This is a genomic window from Enterobacter sp. BRE11, from assembly GCF_031844285.1.
Taxonomy (GTDB): Bacteria; Pseudomonadota; Gammaproteobacteria; order Enterobacterales; family Enterobacteriaceae; genus Pantoea.
In genome coordinates this window covers 226,728-246,655 of the sequence record NZ_JAUZUX010000002.1, presented here as the reverse complement: position 1 = coordinate 246,655, position 19,928 = coordinate 226,728, and the positions used below count along the sequence as shown (strand labels likewise).

General features: G+C 60.8%; 21 protein-coding genes. 12 read left to right on the top strand and 9 right to left on the bottom strand.

Going from position 1 to position 19,928, the window contains the following annotated elements; genetic code table 11:
• Positions 1-6 precede the first annotated feature (6 nt).
• Both rhaD and rhaM read left to right on the top strand, forming a co-directional pair.
• A complete protein-coding gene (rhaD, locus tag Q9R34_RS03330) occupies positions 7-849 on the top strand; it encodes a rhamnulose-1-phosphate aldolase (protein WP_434124971.1) in 843 nt (280 codons plus the stop codon).
• Positions 839-1,153 (top strand): L-rhamnose mutarotase, encoded by a 315-nt coding sequence (gene rhaM / locus Q9R34_RS03325; protein WP_485892383.1) that lies wholly within the window; start codon positions 839-841, stop codon positions 1,151-1,153. Before rhaD ends, rhaM begins: the two co-directional genes overlap by 11 nt.
• A gap of 59 nt (positions 1,154-1,212) precedes the next feature.
• On the opposite strand, the gene Q9R34_RS03320 is transcribed toward rhaM, so the two are convergent.
• Positions 1,213-1,863, bottom strand: coding sequence for a TetR/AcrR family transcriptional regulator (locus Q9R34_RS03320; protein WP_485892382.1), 651 nt, complete (start codon positions 1,861-1,863; stop codon positions 1,213-1,215).
• A 293-nt stretch (positions 1,864-2,156) separates the two neighbouring features.
• Here Q9R34_RS03320 and bhsA point away from each other — a divergent pair, with 293 nt between their 5' ends.
• On the top strand, positions 2,157-2,414 hold the full coding sequence (gene bhsA, locus Q9R34_RS03315) for a multiple stress resistance protein BhsA (RefSeq protein ID WP_434124968.1): 258 nt from the start codon (positions 2,157-2,159) through the stop codon (positions 2,412-2,414).
• Between the two features lie 31 nt (positions 2,415-2,445).
• Entirely contained in the window at positions 2,446-2,703 is a 258-nt protein-coding gene (locus tag Q9R34_RS03310; protein ID WP_485892381.1) for a multiple stress resistance protein BhsA, read from the top strand.
• A 38-nt stretch (positions 2,704-2,741) separates the two neighbouring features.
• Here the strand turns inward: Q9R34_RS03310 and Q9R34_RS03305 are convergent, their stop codons facing one another.
• The 4 genes from Q9R34_RS03305 to Q9R34_RS03290 form a co-directional block, all read right to left on the bottom strand.
• A complete protein-coding gene (locus Q9R34_RS03305; RefSeq protein WP_485892380.1) occupies positions 2,742-3,926 on the bottom strand; it encodes a sugar transporter in 1,185 nt (394 codons plus the stop codon).
• A 175-nt stretch (positions 3,927-4,101) separates the two neighbouring features.
• Positions 4,102-4,644: a cytochrome b561 gene (gene cybB, locus Q9R34_RS03300; RefSeq protein ID WP_485892379.1), complete on the bottom strand. Its 543-nt coding sequence runs from the start codon at positions 4,642-4,644 to the stop codon at positions 4,102-4,104.
• Positions 4,645-4,766: 122 nt separating this feature from the next.
• Positions 4,767-5,018: a hypothetical protein gene (locus Q9R34_RS03295; RefSeq protein ID WP_434124964.1), complete on the bottom strand. Its 252-nt coding sequence runs from the start codon at positions 5,016-5,018 to the stop codon at positions 4,767-4,769.
• 170 nt (positions 5,019-5,188) lie between these two features.
• Positions 5,189-6,448 carry an MFS transporter gene (locus tag Q9R34_RS03290; protein WP_485892378.1) on the bottom strand — a complete coding sequence of 420 codons (1,260 nt, stop codon included), beginning with the start codon at positions 6,446-6,448 and terminating at the stop codon, positions 5,189-5,191.
• A gap of 93 nt (positions 6,449-6,541) precedes the next feature.
• Between Q9R34_RS03290 and Q9R34_RS03285 the strand changes: the two genes are divergently transcribed.
• The 5 genes from Q9R34_RS03285 (at position 6,542) to Q9R34_RS03265 (ending at position 12,847) form a co-directional block, all read left to right on the top strand.
• Positions 6,542-7,438, top strand: coding sequence for a LysR family transcriptional regulator (locus Q9R34_RS03285; RefSeq protein ID WP_434124962.1), 897 nt, complete (start codon positions 6,542-6,544; stop codon positions 7,436-7,438).
• Positions 7,439-7,576: 138 nt separating this feature from the next.
• The gene (gene mlc / locus Q9R34_RS03280) at positions 7,577-8,794 is read left to right on the top strand and encodes a sugar metabolism global transcriptional regulator Mlc (protein ID WP_434124961.1); all 1,218 of its coding nucleotides are present in this window, start codon (positions 7,577-7,579) and stop codon (positions 8,792-8,794) included.
• A gap of 104 nt (positions 8,795-8,898) precedes the next feature.
• Positions 8,899-9,597 (top strand): dethiobiotin synthase, encoded by a 699-nt coding sequence (gene bioD / locus Q9R34_RS03275; protein WP_485892376.1) that lies wholly within the window; start codon positions 8,899-8,901, stop codon positions 9,595-9,597.
• 182 nt (positions 9,598-9,779) lie between these two features.
• Entirely contained in the window at positions 9,780-11,159 is a 1,380-nt protein-coding gene (locus tag Q9R34_RS03270; protein WP_485892375.1) for a nucleobase:cation symporter-2 family protein, read from the top strand.
• Between the two features lie 221 nt (positions 11,160-11,380).
• The gene (locus Q9R34_RS03265) at positions 11,381-12,847 is read left to right on the top strand and encodes an MDR family MFS transporter (protein ID WP_485892374.1); all 1,467 of its coding nucleotides are present in this window, start codon (positions 11,381-11,383) and stop codon (positions 12,845-12,847) included.
• 72 nt (positions 12,848-12,919) lie between these two features.
• Here the strand turns inward: Q9R34_RS03265 and Q9R34_RS03260 are convergent, their stop codons facing one another.
• The gene (locus Q9R34_RS03260) at positions 12,920-13,216 is read right to left on the bottom strand and encodes a DUF1161 domain-containing protein (protein ID WP_033747186.1); all 297 of its coding nucleotides are present in this window, start codon (positions 13,214-13,216) and stop codon (positions 12,920-12,922) included.
• A 55-nt stretch (positions 13,217-13,271) separates the two neighbouring features.
• Positions 13,272-13,607 (bottom strand): DUF1283 family protein, encoded by a 336-nt coding sequence (locus Q9R34_RS03255; protein WP_434124957.1) that lies wholly within the window; start codon positions 13,605-13,607, stop codon positions 13,272-13,274.
• Positions 13,608-13,738: 131 nt separating this feature from the next.
• Here Q9R34_RS03255 and Q9R34_RS03250 point away from each other — a divergent pair, with 131 nt between their 5' ends.
• On the top strand, positions 13,739-14,068 hold the full coding sequence (locus Q9R34_RS03250) for a YnfA family protein (protein ID WP_434124956.1): 330 nt from the start codon (positions 13,739-13,741) through the stop codon (positions 14,066-14,068).
• 36 nt (positions 14,069-14,104) lie between these two features.
• Here Q9R34_RS03250 and ydfG read toward each other — a convergent pair whose 3' ends face one another.
• Positions 14,105-14,851, bottom strand: a complete 747-nt coding sequence (gene ydfG / locus Q9R34_RS03245) for a bifunctional NADP-dependent 3-hydroxy acid dehydrogenase/3-hydroxypropionate dehydrogenase YdfG (RefSeq protein ID WP_434124955.1) — start codon at positions 14,849-14,851, stop codon at positions 14,105-14,107.
• 360 nt (positions 14,852-15,211) lie between these two features.
• Here ydfG and guaD point away from each other — a divergent pair, with 360 nt between their 5' ends.
• Together guaD and dcp are read left to right on the top strand one after the other, a co-directional pair.
• Entirely contained in the window at positions 15,212-16,555 is a 1,344-nt protein-coding gene (gene guaD, locus Q9R34_RS03240) for a guanine deaminase (RefSeq protein ID WP_485892372.1), read from the top strand.
• Between the two features lie 28 nt (positions 16,556-16,583).
• Positions 16,584-18,632, top strand: coding sequence for a peptidyl-dipeptidase Dcp (dcp, locus tag Q9R34_RS03235; RefSeq protein ID WP_485892371.1), 2,049 nt, complete (start codon positions 16,584-16,586; stop codon positions 18,630-18,632).
• A gap of 28 nt (positions 18,633-18,660) precedes the next feature.
• Here dcp and hpxO read toward each other — a convergent pair whose 3' ends face one another.
• Entirely contained in the window at positions 18,661-19,818 is a 1,158-nt protein-coding gene (gene hpxO / locus Q9R34_RS03230) for an FAD-dependent urate hydroxylase HpxO (protein ID WP_485892370.1), read from the bottom strand.
• Positions 19,819-19,928 lie beyond the last annotated feature (110 nt).

Here is a 19,928-nt window from a genome sequence, read left to right as displayed (position 1 = left end):
TTCACTATGCAAAGCATTCTTTCATCCTGGTTTGTACAGGGAATGGTTAAAGCCACCAGCGATATGTGGCTAAAGGGGTGGGACGAACGTAACGGCGGTAACGTGTCGCTGCGCCTGCTGGAAGAGGAAGTTAAACCTTTCGCCGGCGATTTTTACGCCGAGCCGCGCTGCGTTGAGCTGACGAAACCAGCGCCTGAACTGGCCAGCTGCTGGTTCCTCGTCACCGGATCGGGCAAGTTTTTCCGCAACGTACAGCTCGATCCCGCCGACTGCCTGGCGCTGCTGAAGGTCGACGAGCAAGGGCTCTCCTATAAAATTCACTGGGGGCTGAGCAATGGAGGACTGCCGACCTCCGAGCTGGCGTCACACTTCCAGTCTCACAGCGTGCGCAAAGCGGTCTCCGGCGGCGCGGATCGCGTGATCATGCACTGTCACGCAACCAACTTTATGTCGCTGAGCTACGTGGTGGATCTCGATTCGGCACGCTTTACCCGCCTACTGTGGGAAGGCAGCACCGAGTGTCTGGTAGTGTTCCCGGACGGCGTCGGCATCCTGCCGTGGATGGTGCCGGGAACCGATGAAATCGGGCAGGCGACAGCCGATCAGATGGCCTCTCACAGCATCGTGATGTGGCCGTTCCACGGCATCTTCGGTGCCGGACCGACGCTGGATGAAACCTTCGGCCTGATTGACACCGCAGAGAAATCGTCCGAGGTGATTGTGAAGGTTCTGTCGATGGGCGGCATCCGCCAGAGCATCACGACCGAACAGCTGGTGGCGCTGGGCAAACGCTTCAACGTTAAGCCGTGGCAGGCGGCGCTCGATGCGGGTCCAGCCAATGCTTCGTAAAGCCTTTGTCATGCAGGTGAATAGTGATTGCCATCAGGAGTATGAGCGTCGCCATTCCCCCATCTTGCCAGAGCTGGCGGAAACGCTCAAGGCGCACGGCGCGCACAACTACGCCATCTGGCTGGACGCCGAACGGCACCTGCTGTTCGCCAGCGTGGAGATCGAATCGGAAGAGCGCTGGAACGCGGTGGCGCAGACGGAAGTGTGCCAGCGCTGGTGGGCGTCGATGAAGGATCTCATGCTAAGTAATCCCGACAACAGTCCGGTTAGCCAGGCGCTGAGGCCGGTCTTCTTCCTCGAGTAAAAGTCGTAAACGAGCAGGGCGGGAATTTTCCCGCCCTGATACTTCATCGCGCAAAATATTCAGCGCGGCTTCATGCACTGACCGGTAAGCGCTGGCCACATCGCCATCAGGGTGTCGATGATGTTATCGAGATCCGCTTTTGGCGCGCCTTCGCGCGCGCGCACCGACATACCCTGCAGCATACAGGCGAGATAGCGCGCAAGAGAGAGAATATCGACCTGCGCCGGAATATCGCCGCGCTGCTGGCGGACGGTGAGAAAATCAATCAGCGTCTGCTGCTGCGCATCGTGCTGCTGGCGCAGCATATGGGCGATCTCACCCGATGATGAAGAGAGCGCGGTTGAGGTGCAGATAAAGAAGCAGCCCGCCGGGGTATCGCGGTGGGTAAAGCAGGCCGCCGTCGCGCGAAACCAGCCTTCAATCGCTTCAGCAACCGATTTACTCTCATCCTGCAGCGCGGCGTTGCGTTCGGCGCTGAAGCGCTCGACATAGCGCTCCATTGCCGCGCGGAACAGGCCTTCCTTATTTTCGAACTCGGCGTAAAGCGTCGGCGCTTTTGCGCCGGTGGCAGCGACCAGATCGGAGAGAGAAGTGCCTTCATAGCCATGGGTCCAGAACAGCGTCAGGGCCTTGTCCAGCGCCGCATCCCGGTCGAAGGTTTTGGGGCGACCACGACATTTTTTCAGGACTTCATCATATTGCTGGCTCATAGATCCTCACGTCTGAAAAATACTCCATTAAATTACCGATCATTAAGAAAATATGCAAGCCAGCCTTCGCGCCCGGAAAAGTGGGTTGGCATTTTGTGCGTTACCGCTCGTCTTTCCCCCATAGGGTTAAGTGGAAAGGGGCGCCGGAGCCCATACTCACGGCTCTTTCGTATTAAAATAACGATCGATAAAAAAAGGTTGACGCAGTACAGCAACTGGCTCTACTATTTATTTAACGATCGTTAATTAAGTTAACGACACTTTTTATCACACCCGAATATGAGAGCGATATCATGAAAACCATCAAACTGACCCTGGCCGCTCTGGCCCTTACCACCGTGACTTTTGGCGCATTTGCAGCAGATCAGGTTGCCAGCGATCCGCTGCACCAGACTCCGGTAGGCACCATCTCCGCACAGGGCGGCACTAACCTAGATTCACTGGAAGCGCAGCTGAACGCGAAAGCGGATGCCGCAGGCGCGAAATCTTTCCGCATCACCTCGACTTCAGGTCAGAACAACCTGCACGGCACCGCAGTGATTTATCAGTAAGTCAGCAGCGTCGGAGAGAAGGAGAGAGAAGATGAAAAGCGTGAAGTTTGTCATTGTGGCGGCGCTGCTCAGTACGGTTTCTCTGGCCAGCGCGGCGGCGCAGCAGCCTGAAGCTGCGCCTTATTACCAGACAGCAGCCGCTGCGGTTAACGTCAGCGGCAGCAGCAGCCTGATTTCGCTGGAGCAGCAGCTGTCGGGAAAGCAGGACAACATACGCGTCAAGCCTTTTCGCATCACTTCGACCTCTGGCGCGAGCAGGCTGTCTGGCACCGCCGCCAGCCTTAATTAAGAATAAGGGCGTCAGAACCGTGTTCTGACGCCCTTATTTTATCCGTTGCTGCGCAGCTGCGGATATTTACGGAAGATAGCGATACACCAGAACAGCGCGACCAGCCCCAGCAGCCCGCCTATATTCCCCACGTCTCCCATGCTCAGATGCTCGCTGACCTGATTGCCCAGCAGCGCGCCCGCGCCGATGCCGATATTATAGATGCCTGACATCAGCGACATCGCCACGTCGGTGGCATCCGGCGCCAGCGACAGCACGCGCACCTGCATCGCCAGGCCGATCATCATCATCGCCATGCCCCACAAAACAGAGAGCGTCACAATCGCGGCCGGACGAACGGCGGCGAAAATCAGCAGCCCCATGCAGAGGGTGATAACCGCTATCGCGGCGATTAGCAGCGCAGAGGGGAACTTATTGCCCAGCGAGCTAAAGAGCACGCTGCCCAGGATTCCGGCGGAGCCAAACAGCAGCAGCAGCAGCGTGGTAAAGTTCTCATCCGCATTCGCCACGAACTGCATAAAGGGTTCAATATAGCTGTAGGCGGTGTAGTGCGCGGTTACCACCAGCGTCACCAGCAGATACATGCTCACCAGCGCCGGTCGGCGAAACAGCATCGGCACGCTGCTCAGCGAGCCGGTGTGTTCGCTCGGCAGACGCGGCAGGATGCGCGCCAGCAGCACCATCAGCACCAGCGCTGAGGCGCCAATCATGCCGAAAGTGGTGCGCCAGCCCAGATATTGACCGACCACGCGGCCGATCGGCACGCCGAGCACCATCGCCAGCGCAGTGCCGGTCGCCAGCATGCTTAACGCCTGGGTCTTTTTACCGGCTGGCGCAACGCGAATCGCCAGCGAGGCGGTGATCGACCAGAACACCGCATGCGCCAGCGCGATGCCGATGCGCGACAGCACCAGCGAGGCGAAGCTCCAGGCGAAGGTCGACAGCACATGGCTCACGATAAAGATCGCGAACAGTACGGTCAGCAGGACGCGCCGCTCGATATTGCGCGTCAGCAGCATCAGCGGCAGAGAAAGCAGCGCCACGACCCAGGCGTAGATAGTGAGCATGATGCCCACATCAGCGCTTTTCATGCTGAAGCTGGCGCCGATATCGGAAAGCAGGCCGACGGGCACGAATTCAGTGGTATTGAAAACAAAGGCGGCGATAGCCAGCAGCACCACGCGTAGCCAGGCCGTTTTACGGGATACAGTAGTTGATTGCATGAAAATAAAATCTGTCAGAGCTGCAGCAAAAAAGATGCGGTTTTCACATCCACGAAAGTGACTTGCGTCACAATTATTGACCATTGTGAGGGAATTGCACGGTAAGGGGAACGGTGTAACGCAGTTTTATTCCTGAAAGTTTTTTATCGCCCGGCTGGCGGGCGATAAACCTGGGTTATCGGCGTGGTGTTTTGCCTGGCATCATGCGCTTCAGGGTATTGTCCTTCAAAAAATAGTGATGAAACAGCGCGCCTCCGGCATGCAGGCCGATCAGCCAGTATCCCAGCGGCGCGAGCGTTTCATGCCAGTCGATCAGGCTATCGGAAAGATCGAAGCTGGGTTCGCTCGCCACCGGCATCGGTATGCCGAACAGCCACCAGTCGCGCCCGCGCAGATAGCGCGAGGTGAGGCCCAGAATCGGCAGCGTAATAAACAGCGCATAGATCAGCGTATGCACCAGATGCGCCAGGCCGGTTTGCCAGCGGGCAATGGGCGGCGTGATGGGTGGCGTGCGATGGCGCGTGCGCAAAAACAGACGCGCCAGCATCAGCAGCAGGACGGTAAAGCCTGCGCTGAAGTGGGTAATAATCATGGCGTAGCCCTGCCAGGAGCCGCGCTCGGCAAAGCCGCGCAGCTCAATAGTGGCATAAGCCAGCGCCACCAGCAGAAAAGTCAGCCAGTGAAGGGCAATTTGTGAAGCAGCATATTTTTCGCGCATAGGTTGCTCAGGCATCAGGAAGAAGCGATCTACCTTACTGGAAAGAGAGAAGAAATCTTAACAAACTGGCGCAACGGCGCAACGCTTTGCTGACCTCCGCGGCGAGGCCAGCATAATCAGAGTCAGGCGATATGCTTTAGTGCCACGCTATTCTGAGTCCTCAGGTTTTTTTTTACCGGCAGCGGGCAGCACGCTTCGCACCCCAGCGAGCCGGGGTAATACTTGCGCGCCTGCTGAATCGCGGCATTCGCAGTGTAAAAAGTGCCGAGAAACAGGCGGGAGTCGAGCGGGGGAAGATACTGGCAGCCGGCGGCGTGCACCACATGGTTATCGTTGTAGCCAGAAATTTTAGAAACGTAGTAGTAATGGCCCATTGGGACATCCTCATTGCTGTAAAAAAAAGTGCATTTATTGTTGGAGTGAGAAGGATTATAGCGAGGATTGGCGACTTTGTTTTTATATGGTCCTGTTTAGTCGGCGGGCTCAGGTGTCAACAGGTGAAAAAGGACGCAGATGCGTCCTTTTTATTGAGCGCCATACGGCATCAGAGCTGTTTTTGCTGCAAACGCCAGCCTGCCAGCAGGGCGAGCAGCAGCAGCGCAGAGATGAAGAGGGTAATACCAGGCCAGCCGTAGCTGTGCCAGAACAGGCCGCCCAGCGTACCGGCTACGCTGGAGCCAACATAGTAGCTAAAGAGATAGAGCGACGATGCCTGGCCTTTGGCACGACGCGCGCGCGGGCCTATCCAGCAGCTGGCGACCGCGTGAGCAGCGAAGAAACCGGCGGTGAACAGCATCATGCCGAAGAAAATCCATGCCACCGCGCTCAGTGCCGTCAGCAACAGGCCGACCAGCATCAGCGCCGTAGCACCGAGCAGCACCGGACCACGCCCCAGCTTCATCGTCAGCGCGCCCGCCTTCGGCGAACTCCAGGAGCCGGTCAGATAGACCACAGAGAGCAGGCCGACGACAGCCTGGCTGAAATGGTAAGGCGCCCCGAGCAGACGGTAGCCAATATAGTTGAACAGCGTGACGAAGGCGCCCATCAGCAGAAAGCCTTCTGCAAACAGCAGCGGCAGTCCGGCGTCGCGCCAGTGCAGGCGAAAGTTAATCATCAGGCTGCGCGGCTTCAGCGACGCCGGACGAAAATGGCGTGATGCGGGCAGAATACGCCAGAACATCAGCGCCGAGGCCAGGGCGCAACAGCCTATCGCCGCAATGGCGACGCGCCAGGAAAAGAAGTCGGTCAGTACGCCGCTCAACAAGCGGCCGCTCATGCCGCCAATGGAGTTACCGCTGATATAGAGCCCCATAGAAAACGCAGTAACGCTGGGATGGATCTCTTCGCTGAGGTAGGTCATGCCTACGGCGGCCACGCCGCTGAGCGAAAGGCCGATGAGGGCGCGCATCAGCAAAATGCCCTGCCAGCTGTTCATGGTGGCGGAAAGCAGGGTGCAGACTGCCGCCAGCATCAGCGCCGTCACCATCACGTTCTTGCGGCCCACGGCGTCGGAAAGCGGGCCGGTCACCAGCAGCCCTAGCGCCATTAGCCCGGTGGCAATGGAGAGTGAAATACTGCTTTCGGCGGGCGATACGCCAAACTGCGCCGACAGCACTGGCAGGATAGGCTGTACGCAGTAGAGCAGCGCGAAGGTTGCCAGACCGGCGGAAAAGAGCGCCAGGGTGACGCGCATAAACTGCGGCGTGCCGCGCTTGATCCATGCTGATGATGTCGCGGGAGAAACCGCCGTCGAATCGGCTAACTCGCCATCGTCGAGGGTAGCCGCGTGAGAAGAGCGACGCACAGTAATTCCTTATCTGAAAAGAGTACATCTACTCTAGGAAAGGGGTAATAGGTTGTCTAATATATTAATAATCTCAACTAATATGTTTAAAATATGAATATTGAACTGCGTCACCTGCGCTACTTTCTCGCGGTCGCCGAAGAGCTCCATTTTGGTCGCGCCGCACAGCGGCTCAACATCTCTCAGCCGCCGCTCAGCCAGCAGATCATGCAGCTGGAGCAGGAGATCGACGCGAAGCTATTTACCCGCACCAACCGCAGCGTCCAGCTCACCCCGGCCGGGCAGCAGTTCCTCAGCGACGCGCGGGCCATTTTGCAGCAGGTCGAGCAGGCGGCCAGCCGCGCGGCGCGGCTGGAGCGCGGCGAAGAGGGCGAGCTGCGCATCGGCTTTACCTCTTCTGCACCCTTTACCGGGCTGGTCTCTGACGCCCTCTATCAGTTTCGCCAGCGCTGGCCGCAGGTACATATCCAGATGCAGGAGATCAACACCCGCCAGCAGCTTGCGCCGCTGCATGAAGGTCGGCTCGATCTGGGGGTGATGCGCAACACCGCGCTGCCGTCCGATTTGCGCCATCAGCTGCTGCTGCGCGAACCGCTGCGCGCGGTGGTGCACTGGGCTCACCCGCTGGCGGACGCGGAGAGCATCTCTGTCAGCGCGCTGGCGAACGAACCTTTCGTTTTCTTCGATCCGCAGGGCGGCACCGCACTGCACGGCGAAATCCTCAGCCTGCTGCGCCGCTACCAGATCACGCCCTACATCATGCAGGAGGTAGGCGAGGCGATGACCATCCTCGGGCTGGTGGCCACCGGCCTTGGCGTATCGATTTTGCCAGCGTCCTTCGCCCGCGCGCGCCTGGCCGATGTGGTCTGGCTGCCGCTGAAGGAAGAGGATGCGCTGTCGGAAGTGTGGCTGGTCTGGTCGGGGGAGCGCGAGCCGTCGATGCAGATGCGCAATATGATGCAGCTTCTGTCGCCCACCGCGCAAAAATAAGGGCCAGACCTTAAGCAAAGTCCGGTTTTTATGTGCTGTAAATCACATTTCAAATCAAATATTTGACGCTCAGGCACAATCTGCCTCACCATAGTCGATCTTTATTTAGAAGCGCGAAAATAACCGGGAGCACAGGGCGTGAAGCTGGATAGTCAGCCTGGTCATATTGACCAGATCAAACAGACTAATGCAGGCGTTGTTTACCGCCTGATCGATCTCTACGGTCCGATTTCGCGTATCGAACTTTCTCGCCTGGCGCAGCTGGCGCCCGCCAGCATCACCAAAATTGTGCGTGAAATGCTCGACGCTCATCTGGTGCAGGAGACGGAATTTCAGGAGCCGGGCTCGCGCGGCCGACCGGCCATCGGCCTGATCCTCGATACGCTCGCCTGGCACTACCTCGCGGTGCGCCTGCATCACGGCGCGCTGACCCTGACGCTGCGCGATCTCAGCAGCCGCACGCTGGTGGAGGAGTCCTCGCCGCTGCCTGACGAAGCGCAGCAGCCGCTGCTGACCTCGCTGATCGATCGTGTCGACGCCTTTTTTATGCGCCACCAGCGTAAGCTGGAACGGCTCACGGCGATAGCCATTACGCTGCCCGGGCTGATTAACGCCGCCTCGGGCGTAGTGCACCGGCTGCCGGGCTATGAGGCGCGCGAGATACCGCTGGGGGATACGCTGGCGCAGCGCATCGGGGTGCCGGTTTTCGTGCAGCACGACATCTCCGCCTGGACCCTGGCGGAGTCGCTGTTCGGCGCATCCCGCGGCGCGCAGGACGTGATCCAGATTGTAATTGACGACACCGTCGGCGCTGGAGTGATCAGCGGCGGCCAGCTGCTGCACAAAAGCGGGCGGGCGCTGGTGGAGATTGGGCATACCCAGATCGATCCCTACGGTCAGCAGTGCTACTGCGGCAATCACGGCTGTCTGGAAACGGTTGCCAGCACCGGCAGCCTGCTGGCGCTGGCGGCGCAGCGCCTGGCCGCGCAGCCCGACAGCGTGCTGCACCAGCAGCCGTTAACGCTGGAGACGCTCTGTGTAGCGGCCCAGCAGGGCGATCGGCTGGCGCGCGACGCCATCGCGAGCGTCGGGCATCATGTCGGCCGGATGCTGGCGATGATGGTCAATATCTTCAATCCGCAGCATATCCTGATCGGCTCGCCGCTCAACGAGGCGGCTGACGTCCTGTTTCCCGCCGTCAGCAACACCATCCGCCAGCAGGCGCTGCCCGCCTACAGCGAGGCGATTCAGCTGGCGCCCACGGCATTCCGCGAACCGGGCACCCTCGGCGCGGCGGCCCTGATTAAAGACGCGCTCTACAGCGGCTATCTGCTGGTGAAGCTGTTGCAAGGTTAAGCGCGACTGAACCTTGCGCTAACGCAAGCTGCCTGCTGTCCGCACTCCTTACAATGGGTTTTGCTTTTTTGTAAAACAAAACCGTTACGTTGAGGAGGAGTGGGGTGAAAAATCTGTTCATTACCGGCACTGATACCGCTGTAGGGAAGACCGTTGTTTCGCGCGCGCTTCTGCAGTATCTCGCCCGCGCTGGCCTGAGCGCAGTCGGTTTCAAACCGGTTGCCCGAAACGCCACGCGTAGCGCGGAGGGCCTGCGCAGTAAAGATGCGCTGGTGTTGCAGAGCAGTTCGACCGTAACCCTGCCATACGACGCGATCAATCCGTTGATTTACGAAGAAGATGAGGTCAGCATTCGGCCGCGCAGGCCCGTGGACTATCCGCTGCTGAGTCAAAGCCTGCAGCGGCTGGGCCAGCAGGCTGAATGCGTCGTGGTCGAAGGCACTGGCGGCTGGCGCAGCCTGATGAACGATGCGAAGCCGCTTTCCGGCTGGGTGGCGCAGCACCACATGCCCGTGGTGGTGGTGGTCGGCATCAAGCAGGGCTGTCTCAGCCACGCGCTGTTGACCGCCGAGGCGATCGCGCGCGACGGGCTGCCGCTGGCCGGCTGGGTCGCCAACCGCATCAACCCCGGTCTGGCGCACTATGCCGAACTGATCGATGTGCTGCGCGACAGTCTCAACGCGCCTCTGCTCGGGGAGTTGCCCTATCTGCCGCGCGCCGAACAGCGCGACCTGGCCGGTTATCTCGATCTCTCTTCGATGGGCATCACCGCACTGCCCGATTCAGGTGCAAAGATCGCCTGACCGTGAAACAGGATACTGCAAAGCCGCTGCGGCTGAATCGATGGTTTCAGGGTTCAGCGCAGCGCTTCCTGTTTTTAACTGCTTCGTGATCAACAGGTTACCTCTTTAACCTTTTGCTGCCCGCGCGCGTGGCGTGATAAATGCATTAACAGCGTTAATCACAATACCGCCGGAGCACGATTATGTCGCATTCAGAAGAGAAAACATTGCTGTACGGGCTGGACGAGCGCATCAGACCCGCGCCCGCGTTTTTCGCCGCGCTGCAGCATCTGCTGGCCAGCGTGGTCGGCATTATCACGCCGCCGCTTATCATCGGCTCGGTGCTGGGGCTGCAGGCTTATATTCCCTATCTGATTAGCATGTCGCTGCTGGTTTCCGGCATGGGCACCTTTCTTCAGGCGCGGCGCATGGCGGGGATCGGCGCAGGCATGATCTGCCTGCAGGGCACCAGCTTCGCCTTTCTCGGCGTGATCCTTTCCGGCGGAATGATCGTCAAAAGCCGCGGCGGGTCGCCGGAGGATATTATGGCGATGATCTTCGGCTGCACGCTGGTCGCCGCGCTGATCCCCTTGTTGATTAGTCGCTGCGTCGCGCAGCTGCGCCGCGTGCTGACGCCGGTCGTGACCGGGACGGTGATCACGCTGATTGGCATCAGCCTGATTAAGGTGAGCATCACGGACTGGGCGGGCGGGCATAACGCCGTGAATTTCGGCGCGCCCGGCAACCTGGCGCTCGGTGCCCTGACGCTGCTGGTGATTATCGCGCTGAACAGGATGCGCAACCGCTGGGCGCGGCTGATCGCCGTGATCGCAGGCATTGCCGTCGGCTGTCTTGCCGCAGCGCTAAGCGGCACGCTGGTGCTGAAGCCGCTGCCGGAGACGGGCTGGCTGGCGCTGCCGGGCTTTTTCCGATTCGGCTTCGCCTTCGACTGGACCATCTTTCTGCCGATTGCGCTGGTGTCGGTGATTTCGGTGATTGAGGCGGTGGGCGACCTGACCGCCAACTGTATGCTGTCGCAGCAGCCCATCAGCGGCACGCAGTTTCAGCGCCGCCTGCAGGGCGGCATCTGCGCCGACGGCGTGAGCTGCGTGCTGGCGGCGATTTTCTCCGCGTTTCCCAACACCACCTTTGCGCAGAATAACGGCGTGATTCAGATGACCGGCGTGGCGAGCCGCTATGTCGGCATGGTGATGGGGGGAATGCTGGCGCTGCTCGGGCTGTTTCCCGCCGTGGGCGCGCTGATGCAGCAGATCCCGCCGCCGGTGCTGGGCGGCGCGACGCTGGTGATGTTCGGCAGCGTGGTCGCCGCCGGGATCCGCGTGATGACGCAAACCCCGCTGGGGCGTCGTGAGATGCTGATTGTCGCGGTCTCTTTTGGTCTGGGGCTGGGCGTCGAAGCGGTGCCGGAAGTGCTGAAGCAGTTCCCGCCGCTGGTGAGTCAGATTTTTGGCCATGCGGTAACCACCGGCGGCGTGCTGGCGATCCTGCTGAATCTGGTACTGCCCAGCGAGCCGCGCGCGGTCGCCTTGCCGCAGGGTGAAGCGGTGGAGAAAGGGCTGTAAAAATGAGGCAGCCCAGGCGATAAGGTTTGCGTCTGGACTGCTTACCCCCGAAACAAAACCTTCCCGCTATAGCGTCCCTCTCCCTTGACCCTCCATGAGCTCTCGGCATCCAGTGCGGCTGTACGCCTGCAGCCTGACCTTTCCTGCCGTTATCGCCGCACGCCGGGCACAGCAGCAACGCGAATTTAGGCTAGCCTTGCTGAATAACAAAAGGGAGAGATATGACTGAGAGCGCACACCTGCAGGTCAGCCACCGCGGCTGGATCCTCTTCGCCTGTATGCTGGCGATGTTTATGGCCGCTATCGAGGTGACCATCGTCGCCACGGCAATGCCGACCATCATTGCCGACCTGGGCGGTTTTTCACAGTTTGGCTGGGTTTTCTCTGTCTATCTGCTGACGCAGGCGGTGAGCGTACCGCTCTATGGTCGCCTCGCGGATATGTGGGGGCGGCGCAAAATGTTTTTCATCGGCACTTCGCTGTTTCTGATCGGCTCGGTGCTCTGCGGCTTTGCGCACAGCATGCTGTGGCTTATTCTCTTCCGCGCCTTTCAGGGGCTGGGCGCTGGCGCCATTATGCCGCTCAGTTCGACCATCGTGGCGGATATCTATTCGCCGCGCGAGCGCGCCAGCGTGCAGGGCTGGCTCTCCAGCGTCTGGGGCGTGGCGGCGATCGTCGGTCCGCTGACCGGCGCCTGGCTGGTGCAGCACTTTAGCTGGTCGCTGATCTTCTGGGTCAATCTGCCGATAGGGCTGCTCAGCATGGCGATGCTGGCGCGCTTCCTGCCCGCCCACTGCGTCGATGAGAAGCCGCAGCCGCTGAACGTCGCGGGCAGCCTGTGGCTGACGATCTGCGTCAGCGCGCTGCTGATGGCGCTGCTGCAGGCGGAGTGGCTCGGCTACTGGCTGGTCGCCTTTCTCATTCTGGCACTGTTCGCCGGCTGGCAGCTGAAAAGGCATGAGCTGCGCGCCGATGCGCCGCTGTTTCCGCTGGCGATCTGGCGTAGCCGCCTGATTATCGCCGGCAACGCCGGAAACTTGATTATCGGCGCGGCGATGATGGGGATCAGCGCCTTTCTGCCCACCTGGATCCAGGGCATCACCGGCGGCACGCCGCTGCAGGCGGGCAGCGCGCTGGCGATGATGTCGATCGGCTGGCCGCTCGCCAGCACGCTAAGCGGGCGGCTGATGCTGCGCACCTCGTACCGCTTTACCGCCCAGCTCGGCGCGCTGCTGCTGGTGGCGGGCAGTGCCTTGCTGCTGCTGCTGCGCGCGGAGAGCCCAATCTGGCAGGCGGGTGCGACCGCCTTTGTTATCGGCACCGGCATGGGAATGACCAGCACCACCTTTCTGGTCTCGGTGCAGAACCATGCGCATTACGATATTCGCGGCATCTGCACCGCATCGATCATGTTCAGCCGCATGATGGGATCGGCTATCGGCACCGCGCTGATGGGCGCCGTGCTGAACCTGAATCTTGCGCAGCGGCTGCCGCACGCCGCCGATCCGGTGCAGCAGGTGATGTCGTCGCCGTCGCGTGAGGCGCTCTCCAGCGAGACGCTGCACCATATGGTGCAGGCGATCGCCGCCTCGCTGCACTGGGTGTTCGTGGTGGCGCTGGTCATCGCGTTGTTTGCGCTGGGAGTGGCGTGGATGATGCCGCGACAGCGGCCGGAACAGGCGGAATAGATAAGGGCGACAGGGTCGCCCTTATCAGGAGCCGACGCGGATAAGAGGGTCGGCTTTGGCAGCAGCGTAAGATTACTGCGCTGGCGCATCCTGCGAGCTGCCTGCGCTGTCAGGCACGCTGCCTTCGTCGCCGCGTCCCACGCGCTTATAAACGATTTTCTGCGTGTCGTTTTCGCAATGGCCCACGACCTGGCCGCCCGCCTGGTCGACCTGATCGTTAGGCACGATATCCAGCGAAAAACCCGATTCCGGGACGCCGTTCTGAATGATTTTCTGGCTGATGTCCGCTTTCACGGACTCGCAGGAGGCGTGCGCCAGCATCGGCAGCGCCAGTAAAGTTGCGATTAACATTCCGGTCTGTTTCTTCATCACCTTCTCCTTTTGCGTAGTGAACCTTACTGACTATAGCAGCCCGTAGAAAAAATCAGGGCGCGACCGGTCGGCCGGTGCGGCGATCGAGACAGCGCAGGGTATTGGCTTCCCAGTAAGCGTTGACGTTATAGCTCTTTTCGCAGGCGTCGCGGGTATCGAAGGCGCGATCTGCTTTATCGAACTCTTTCTCTACGCGGGAGTTCACCTTATGGCGCAGCCGTTGCGTGTCATTCCATTGCTCTTTGCTCTGGCGCGCGGCCTCATTACTGGCGGCATTATTGCCATCTTCAATAATCAGACGGCTGGTATTGGCGCTGGCCTGCACGGCGGTCAGCATCGCACTGCTGGCGAGCAGCGCGGCGAACAGGGTCGGAAACCATTTTTTCATCGTCTTTTCCTTCGGTTAATGCCTGGCGCGTAGGGATGGTTCAGGGTTGCGGCAGACGAGGCATAGTATATCATCGCGCTTTATTTGCTCACCAGTGGTGGGCGATCGGTTTACCTTTGCGAGAGGATCCCATGCTGATCAAAACCGCGCTGCTCTTTTTTCTCACCGCCATCGCAGAGATTGTCGGCTGCTTTTTACCCTGGCTCTGGCTGAAAAAGAACGGCTCCGTCTGGCTGTTGTTGCCTGCCGCCCTGAGCCTGACCGCCTTTGTCTGGCTGCTGACGCTGCATCCGGCGGCGAGCGGGCGAGTCTATGCGGCCTACGGTGGGGTTTACGTGCTGACCGCGCTGTTATGGCTGCGGGTGGTGGACGGCGTGAGGCTCAGCGCCTGGGACTGGAGTGGGGCGCTGGTGGCGTTTTGCGGCATGCTGATTATCGTGGCGGGCTGGGGGCGCGCCTGAGAGGAGACCAGCCCGGCGGGCTGGCCTCAGGCGTCGTCAGGGCTTGTGCACTTTCAGGCCAGCCTGCGTCTGGCTCACCGGCATCATCTCCAGGGTGTTGATATTGACATGCTTCGGCAGCGTCGCGACCCAGTACACCGCCTCGGTGACATCCTCTGCCGTCAGCGCCGTCGCGCCTTCGTAAACCTTATCCGCTTTTTCATCGTCGCCTTTAAAGCGCACGTTAGAGAACTCGGTGCCACCGACCAGGCCGGGCTCAATATCGGTTACGCGCAGCGCCGTACCGTGCAGGTCGGTACGCAGGTTGAGGCTGAACTGGCGCACAAAGGCTTTGGTCGCGCCGTAAACGTTGCCGCCCGCGTAAGGCCAGCTGCCGGCGACGGAGCCGATATTGATAATGTGGCCGACGTTGCGCGCCACCATATCCGGCAGCAGGGCGCGGGTCATAAAGACCAGCCCTTTGGTGTTGGTGTCAATCATATTTTCCCAGTCGTCGACGCTGGCGCGATGCGCCGGCTCGATGCCAAGCGCCAGTCCGGCGTTATTCACCAGTACGTCGATATTGCGCCACTCGGCGGGCAGCGAGGCGACCGCTTCCTCGATCGCGGCGCGGTTGCGCACGTCGAGCTGTAGGGGATAGAGGTTCTCACCCAGCTCCTCTTTCAGCGCCTGCAGACGTTCGGCACGGCGGCCGCTGGCAATCACCTTATGACCTGTTTCAATGAATCGGCGGGTGATACTTTGACCAAAACCGGCCGTCGCGCCGGTAACAAAAATAATCATCTCACTGTTCCTTAACACGTTTTCAGTTGACCTGTTGTCACCATACCACTTCAGCGCCGCGGCTGCGCAACAAAAGCACGCGCGGGCCGTAAAGGAATGTTGCGGGCGTTGCGCTGCGCTATTCTGGCGCGCGCTGCACCAAAGACGGGCAGCGGCGCGCGCCATCTCCACGGCCTGTTTTCAGCGCGGTTATCTTGCCAGGGAAGCAACCGGTTGCGCATACGATACCGTTTTTCTCGTCGTGGCAAAAATGCCTTTTTTACATAACGTATTGAACAGGCAGGAGGTTCTGGCATGCAGGTTGCAATTTATCGGCACGCTGTTAACGGTTAACTCCCTGTGTACGGAAAAGGAAAGCGTATGACATCACCCCTGACGGCCATTCGCGCCAGCTTTTTTGATTTTACCGATGTGGCGCGGCAGCCCGAGGCGATTATGGCGCAGGCGCGCTATATCGACGATGGCGTGCTGCTGCTGGAGGAAGGGCGCATCGTCGGGCTGCATGCCTGGGAGAGGCGGCCGCAGGTGCCAGACGATCTTATCGATCTGCGCGGCCACCTGATTGTGCCAGGCTTTGTCGACACCCATATCCACTATCCGCAGACCGAGATGATCGGCGCCTACGGCGAGCAGCTGCTGCAGTGGCTCAGCCACTATACCTTTCCGGTGGAAAGCCAGTATCACTGCGCCGACCACGCCGCCGCCATGTCCGCCTTTTTTCTGCAGCAGCTGCTGGCGAATGGCACCACCAGCGCGCTGGTATTCGGCACGGTGCATCCCCAGTCGGTGGAAGCGCTGTTCAGCGCCGCCGACGCGCTCGCTATGCGGCTAATCGCTGGCAAGGTGATGATGGATCGCCATGCGCCGGACGCCCTGCTGGAGACGCCGGAGCAGAGCTATGCCGACACGCGGGCGCTAATTGAACGCTGGCACGGGCGCGGTCGGCTAAGCTACGCGCTGACGCCGCGCTTTGCCCCCACCTCGACGCCAGCGCTGCTTGAAAAGGTGCGTCAGCTGCGTCAGGAGTATCCCGACGTCTGGCTGCATACTCATCTGAGCGAAAACCCGCAGGAGGTCGCCTGGGTGAAGTCGCTGTTTCCGCAGCATGATGGCTATCTGGATGTTTATCATCGCCATCAGCTCACCGGACGACGCAGCCTGTTCGCGCACTGCCTGCATCTGGAGGATCATGAGTGGCAGTGTCTGCATGACACCGATTCCGCCATCGCCTTCTGCCCGACCTCGAACCTGTTTCTCGGCAGCGGACTGTTTAACCTCAAGCGCAGCTGGCAGCAGGGGGTCAGGATCGGCATCGGTACCGACGTCGGCGCGGGCACCACCTTCAATATGCTGCAGACGCTGGGTGAGGCCTACAAGGTCGGGCAGCTGCAGCAGTATCGGCTCAGTGCGGCAGAGGCGTTCTACCACGCCACGCTTGGCGGCGCGCACGCGCTGGATCTGCACCCGCACATCGGCAACTTTGCGCCCGGCAAAGAGGCGGATTTTGTGGTGCTGGATCTGGCTGTCTCGCCGCTGCAGCGGCTGCGCATCAGCAACAGTAAAGATATCTGGGAGCGGCTGTTTGTCCTGATGACGCTAGGCGACGATCGCAATATCGCCCAGACCTGGATTAACGGACGCGCGGTATGGCGGCGCGACGAGGCGAAAGCGAGTTGTTGCGAGCGCGGCAACCTGCCAGGATAGTTTTTTGCACGGTAATCAGGAGCGAGGCATGAACGTCAGACAAAATCCGTTTTTTCAGGTAAGCACGCTGCCCTGGCAGGCGCCGCCGTTTGATCAGATTCAGGAAGCGGACTTTCTGCCTGCGCTGCTGGCGGGCATCGAGGAGAAGCGTAAAGAGGTGCAGGCGATTGCGCAAAATCCGGAGACGCCCACCTTTGCCAACACCTTTGAGGCGCTGGAGCGCAGCGGACAGCTGCTTGAACGCGTTAACCTGGTCTTCGGCGCCATGACCTCCGCCAATACCAGCGATTATCTGCAACAGGTCGATGAAGAGATCGCGCCGCAGCTGACCGCGCTCAACGACGAGATTGTCCTGAACAGCGCGCTGTTCGCCCGCCTTGACGCTCTCTATCAGCAGCGCGAGACCCTGGCGCTCGATCCGGAATCGCTGCGGCTGGTGGAGGTGACCTGGCAGCACTATCAGCTGTCGGGTGCCAGTCTGGAGGAAGGGGCTAAACAGCGGCTTAAGGCGCTCAACCAGCAGGCGGCGCGCCTCAGCACGCGCTTTACCAATAAGCTGCTGGCCGCGACCAAAGCGGGCGGGCTGGTGGTGCAGCAGGCCGAGGCGCTGGCGGGCCTGAGTCCGGCCGATCTAGCGGTGGCGCAGGCGGCGGCGCAGGCGCGCGGGCTGGAGAACGCCTGGCTGCTGGTGCTGCAAAATACCACCCAGCAGCCGGCGCTGCAGGCATTGCGTTCGCGCGCGACGCGCCAGGCGCTGTTCGCCGCCTCGGTCGGCCGCAGCGAGAAGGGCGATGAAAACGATACCCGCGCGCTGGTGCTGGAGCTGGCTCAGGTGCGCGCGCAGCAGGCGCAGCTGCTTGGCTTCGCCAGCTTCGCCGAATGGCAGCTGCAGGATCAGATGGCAAAAACTCCCGACGCGGCGTTCTCCTTTATGCGCCATATTGTTCCGGCCGCGCGGGCGCGCGCCGAACGCGAAGCGGCCGCCATCCAGCAGATTATCGACCAGCAGCAGGGCGACTTTACCCTGGCCGCCTGGGACTGGAGCTTTTATGCCGAGCAGGTGCGCAAAGCGCAGTACGATCTCGATGAAAGCGAAATCCGCCCCTATTTCGAGCTTAACAACGTGCTGGAGAAAGGGGGTTTCTGGGCGGCGAACCAGCTTTACGGCATCCGTGTCAGCGAGCGTCACGATCTGCCGGTCTACCATCCCGACGTGCGCGTCTATGAGATCTTCGATGTCGACGACGCGCCGCTGGCGCTGTTCTATACCGACTACTTTAAGCGCGACAATAAAGGCGGCGGCGCGTGGATGAGCAACCTCGTCAACCAGTCAAGGCTGCTGGCGACGCGTCCGGTGATCTACAACGTCTGCAACTACACCCGACCGCCGGAAGGCGAACCCGCGCTGCTCAGCTGGGACGAGGTCATAACCCTGTTCCATGAGTTCGGCCATACGCTGCACGGGCTGTTCGCCACCCAGCGCTATCCGAGTCTCTCCGGCACCGCGACGCCGCGCGACTTCGTCGAGTTTCCCTCGCAGTTCAATGAGCACTGGGCGAGTGAGCCGCTGGTGTTCCTTAACTATGCGCGTCACTATCAGAGCGGCGAGGCGATGCCGGAGGCGCTGCACCAGAAGATCGTGCGCGCCAGCCGGTTTAACAAAGGCTACGACATGAGTGAGCTGCTGGCCGCTGCGCTGCTGGATCTGCACTGGCACAGCGTTGCCGTCGGCGAGACGCCGCAGTCGGTAGAGGGCTTTGAGCAGCAGGCGCTGCAGAGCGACAACCTGGCGCTGAAGGCCGTGCCGCCGCGCTATCGCTCCAGCTATTTCCAGCATATCTGGGGCGGTGGCTACGCGGCCGGTTATTACGCCTATATCTGGACCCAGATGCTGGCAGACGACGGCTATCAGTGGTTTGTGGAGAATGGCGGCCTGTCGCGCGAGAACGGCGACCGTTTCCGCCAGATGATCCTGTCGCGCGGCAACAGCAGCGATTTGAAACAGCTCTATGAGAACTGGCGCGGCAGTGAACCGCAGCTGGAGCCGATGCTGAAAAATCGGGGCCTGGCCGACTAACCTTTAGCGGGCGCAATGCCCGCTTTTTTTATCCCAGCGGGCCGCCCTCAATGGTTTCGCACATGCCCGCCAGCACGCGTTCGCCGGTTTCCTGACGCAGTTCCTGATACCAGGCCGCGGTCGCTGCGGGATCTTTGCCGTGGGTCACGTCGCAGCGCTTGCGCGCTTTCAGCACCAGATCGCGGGTGCGGCTCACGCGCCGCGCCTCATAGCGCTGCAGCGCATCCTCAATGCCCAGCGAGTGGGCAGTGAGCGAGGCAGCCAGCACCAGCGCATCCTCCATTGCCGCGCAGCCGCCCTGACCAATGTCCGGCGTGGTACTGTGCGCCGCATCGCCCAGCAGCGCGACGCGACCGCTGACGAAGCGGCTGAAGGGGTCGATATCGTGGATTTCGACGCGGTTGGTGGTCGCTGGATCGATGGCGTCGATAAGGCGCTGCACCGGCTGCGCCCAGCCCTGGAAGTAGCGGCGCAGGTCCGCTTTTACCGTACTGCGGTCTTCCGCGAGGCCTTTCGGCAAAGGTACGTCAAAAAAGAAGTAGAAGCGGTTGCCGCTCACCGGCATCAGCGAGACGCGTTTGCCTTCGCCGACGAAGGTGGTCCACTGATTGGCAGGCGCCAGCGCCGCGTCGATCTCCACCAGTCCGTTCCAGTTGACGTAGCCAGCATAGCGGCGTTCAACTTTTTCGCCCAGTACGCTTTGACGGATTACCGAATGCGCGCCGTCGGCGGCGACCAGCAGGTCGCCGTGGGCGGTGGTGCCGTCTTCGAAGCGCGCGGAGACGCCGTGCTGATGCTGTTCGACCTGCGCGACGCGTTTGCCAAAGCTGACGCGTTCGCGTCCGTAGCTGTCGATTAGCATCGCCTGCAGCTCGGCGCGCGCCACCGGCGAGGGATACTCCCCAACCTGGCGCACCAGCGGTTCCATGCTGAAGCGCGTCAGGGTGGCGCCGCTGGCGAAATCCTGATAGGCCATAAAGGCCATATTGCCGCTCAGGGCGCGCAGCTGCGCTTTCAGACCCAGCGCGTTCAGGCATTTCACGCCGTTCGGCCAGACCGAGATGGCGGCGCCGACCGGCTTCATCTCTTTTACCGCTTCAAACACCGCTGTTTCAATACCTGCCTTTTCCAGCGCGAGCGCCGCGCTCATGCCGCCAATGCCGCCGCCAATTACAATCGCTTTCATATTTGTCTCCTTTTCGATGGGAGAAAAGCTGCAACTTTTGTACCAACCCGATAGCGCCCGTCAGGCAGGCTTCTGGCCCTGCCAGCAGGCGAGGGCGCGCCAGCAGCAGG

Excerpts from the sequence above, each read along its gene's own strand:
- Q9R34_RS03285 (WP_434124962.1), top strand. The coding sequence starts at position 6,542 with ATGAATATTGAACTGCGTCACCTGCGCTACTTTCTCGCGGTCGCCGAA.
- hpxO (WP_485892370.1), bottom strand. The coding sequence starts at position 19,818 with ATGAAAGCGATTGTAATTGGCGGCGGCATTGGCGGCATGAGCGCGGCG.
- guaD (WP_485892372.1), top strand. The coding sequence starts at position 15,212 with ATGACATCACCCCTGACGGCCATTCGCGCCAGCTTTTTTGATTTTACC.
- Q9R34_RS03250 (WP_434124956.1), top strand. The coding sequence starts at position 13,739 with ATGCTGATCAAAACCGCGCTGCTCTTTTTTCTCACCGCCATCGCAGAG.
- Q9R34_RS03320 (WP_485892382.1), bottom strand. The coding sequence starts at position 1,863 with ATGAGCCAGCAATATGATGAAGTCCTGAAAAAATGTCGTGGTCGCCCC.
- ydfG (WP_434124955.1), bottom strand. The coding sequence starts at position 14,851 with ATGATTATTTTTGTTACCGGCGCGACGGCCGGTTTTGGTCAAAGTATC.
- rhaD (WP_434124971.1), top strand. The coding sequence starts at position 7 with ATGCAAAGCATTCTTTCATCCTGGTTTGTACAGGGAATGGTTAAAGCC.
- Q9R34_RS03270 (WP_485892375.1), top strand. The coding sequence starts at position 9,780 with ATGTCGCATTCAGAAGAGAAAACATTGCTGTACGGGCTGGACGAGCGC.
- rhaM (WP_485892383.1), top strand. The coding sequence starts at position 839 with ATGCTTCGTAAAGCCTTTGTCATGCAGGTGAATAGTGATTGCCATCAG.
- dcp (WP_485892371.1), top strand. The coding sequence starts at position 16,584 with ATGAACGTCAGACAAAATCCGTTTTTTCAGGTAAGCACGCTGCCCTGG.
- Q9R34_RS03265 (WP_485892374.1), top strand. The coding sequence starts at position 11,381 with ATGACTGAGAGCGCACACCTGCAGGTCAGCCACCGCGGCTGGATCCTC.
- Q9R34_RS03255 (WP_434124957.1), bottom strand. The coding sequence starts at position 13,607 with ATGAAAAAATGGTTTCCGACCCTGTTCGCCGCGCTGCTCGCCAGCAGT.
- Q9R34_RS03305 (WP_485892380.1), bottom strand. The coding sequence starts at position 3,926 with ATGCAATCAACTACTGTATCCCGTAAAACGGCCTGGCTACGCGTGGTG.
- cybB (WP_485892379.1), bottom strand. The coding sequence starts at position 4,644 with ATGCGCGAAAAATATGCTGCTTCACAAATTGCCCTTCACTGGCTGACT.
- bhsA (WP_434124968.1), top strand. The coding sequence starts at position 2,157 with ATGAAAACCATCAAACTGACCCTGGCCGCTCTGGCCCTTACCACCGTG.
- Q9R34_RS03310 (WP_485892381.1), top strand. The coding sequence starts at position 2,446 with ATGAAAAGCGTGAAGTTTGTCATTGTGGCGGCGCTGCTCAGTACGGTT.
- Q9R34_RS03295 (WP_434124964.1), bottom strand. The coding sequence starts at position 5,018 with ATGGGCCATTACTACTACGTTTCTAAAATTTCTGGCTACAACGATAAC.
- Q9R34_RS03260 (WP_033747186.1), bottom strand. The coding sequence starts at position 13,216 with ATGAAGAAACAGACCGGAATGTTAATCGCAACTTTACTGGCGCTGCCG.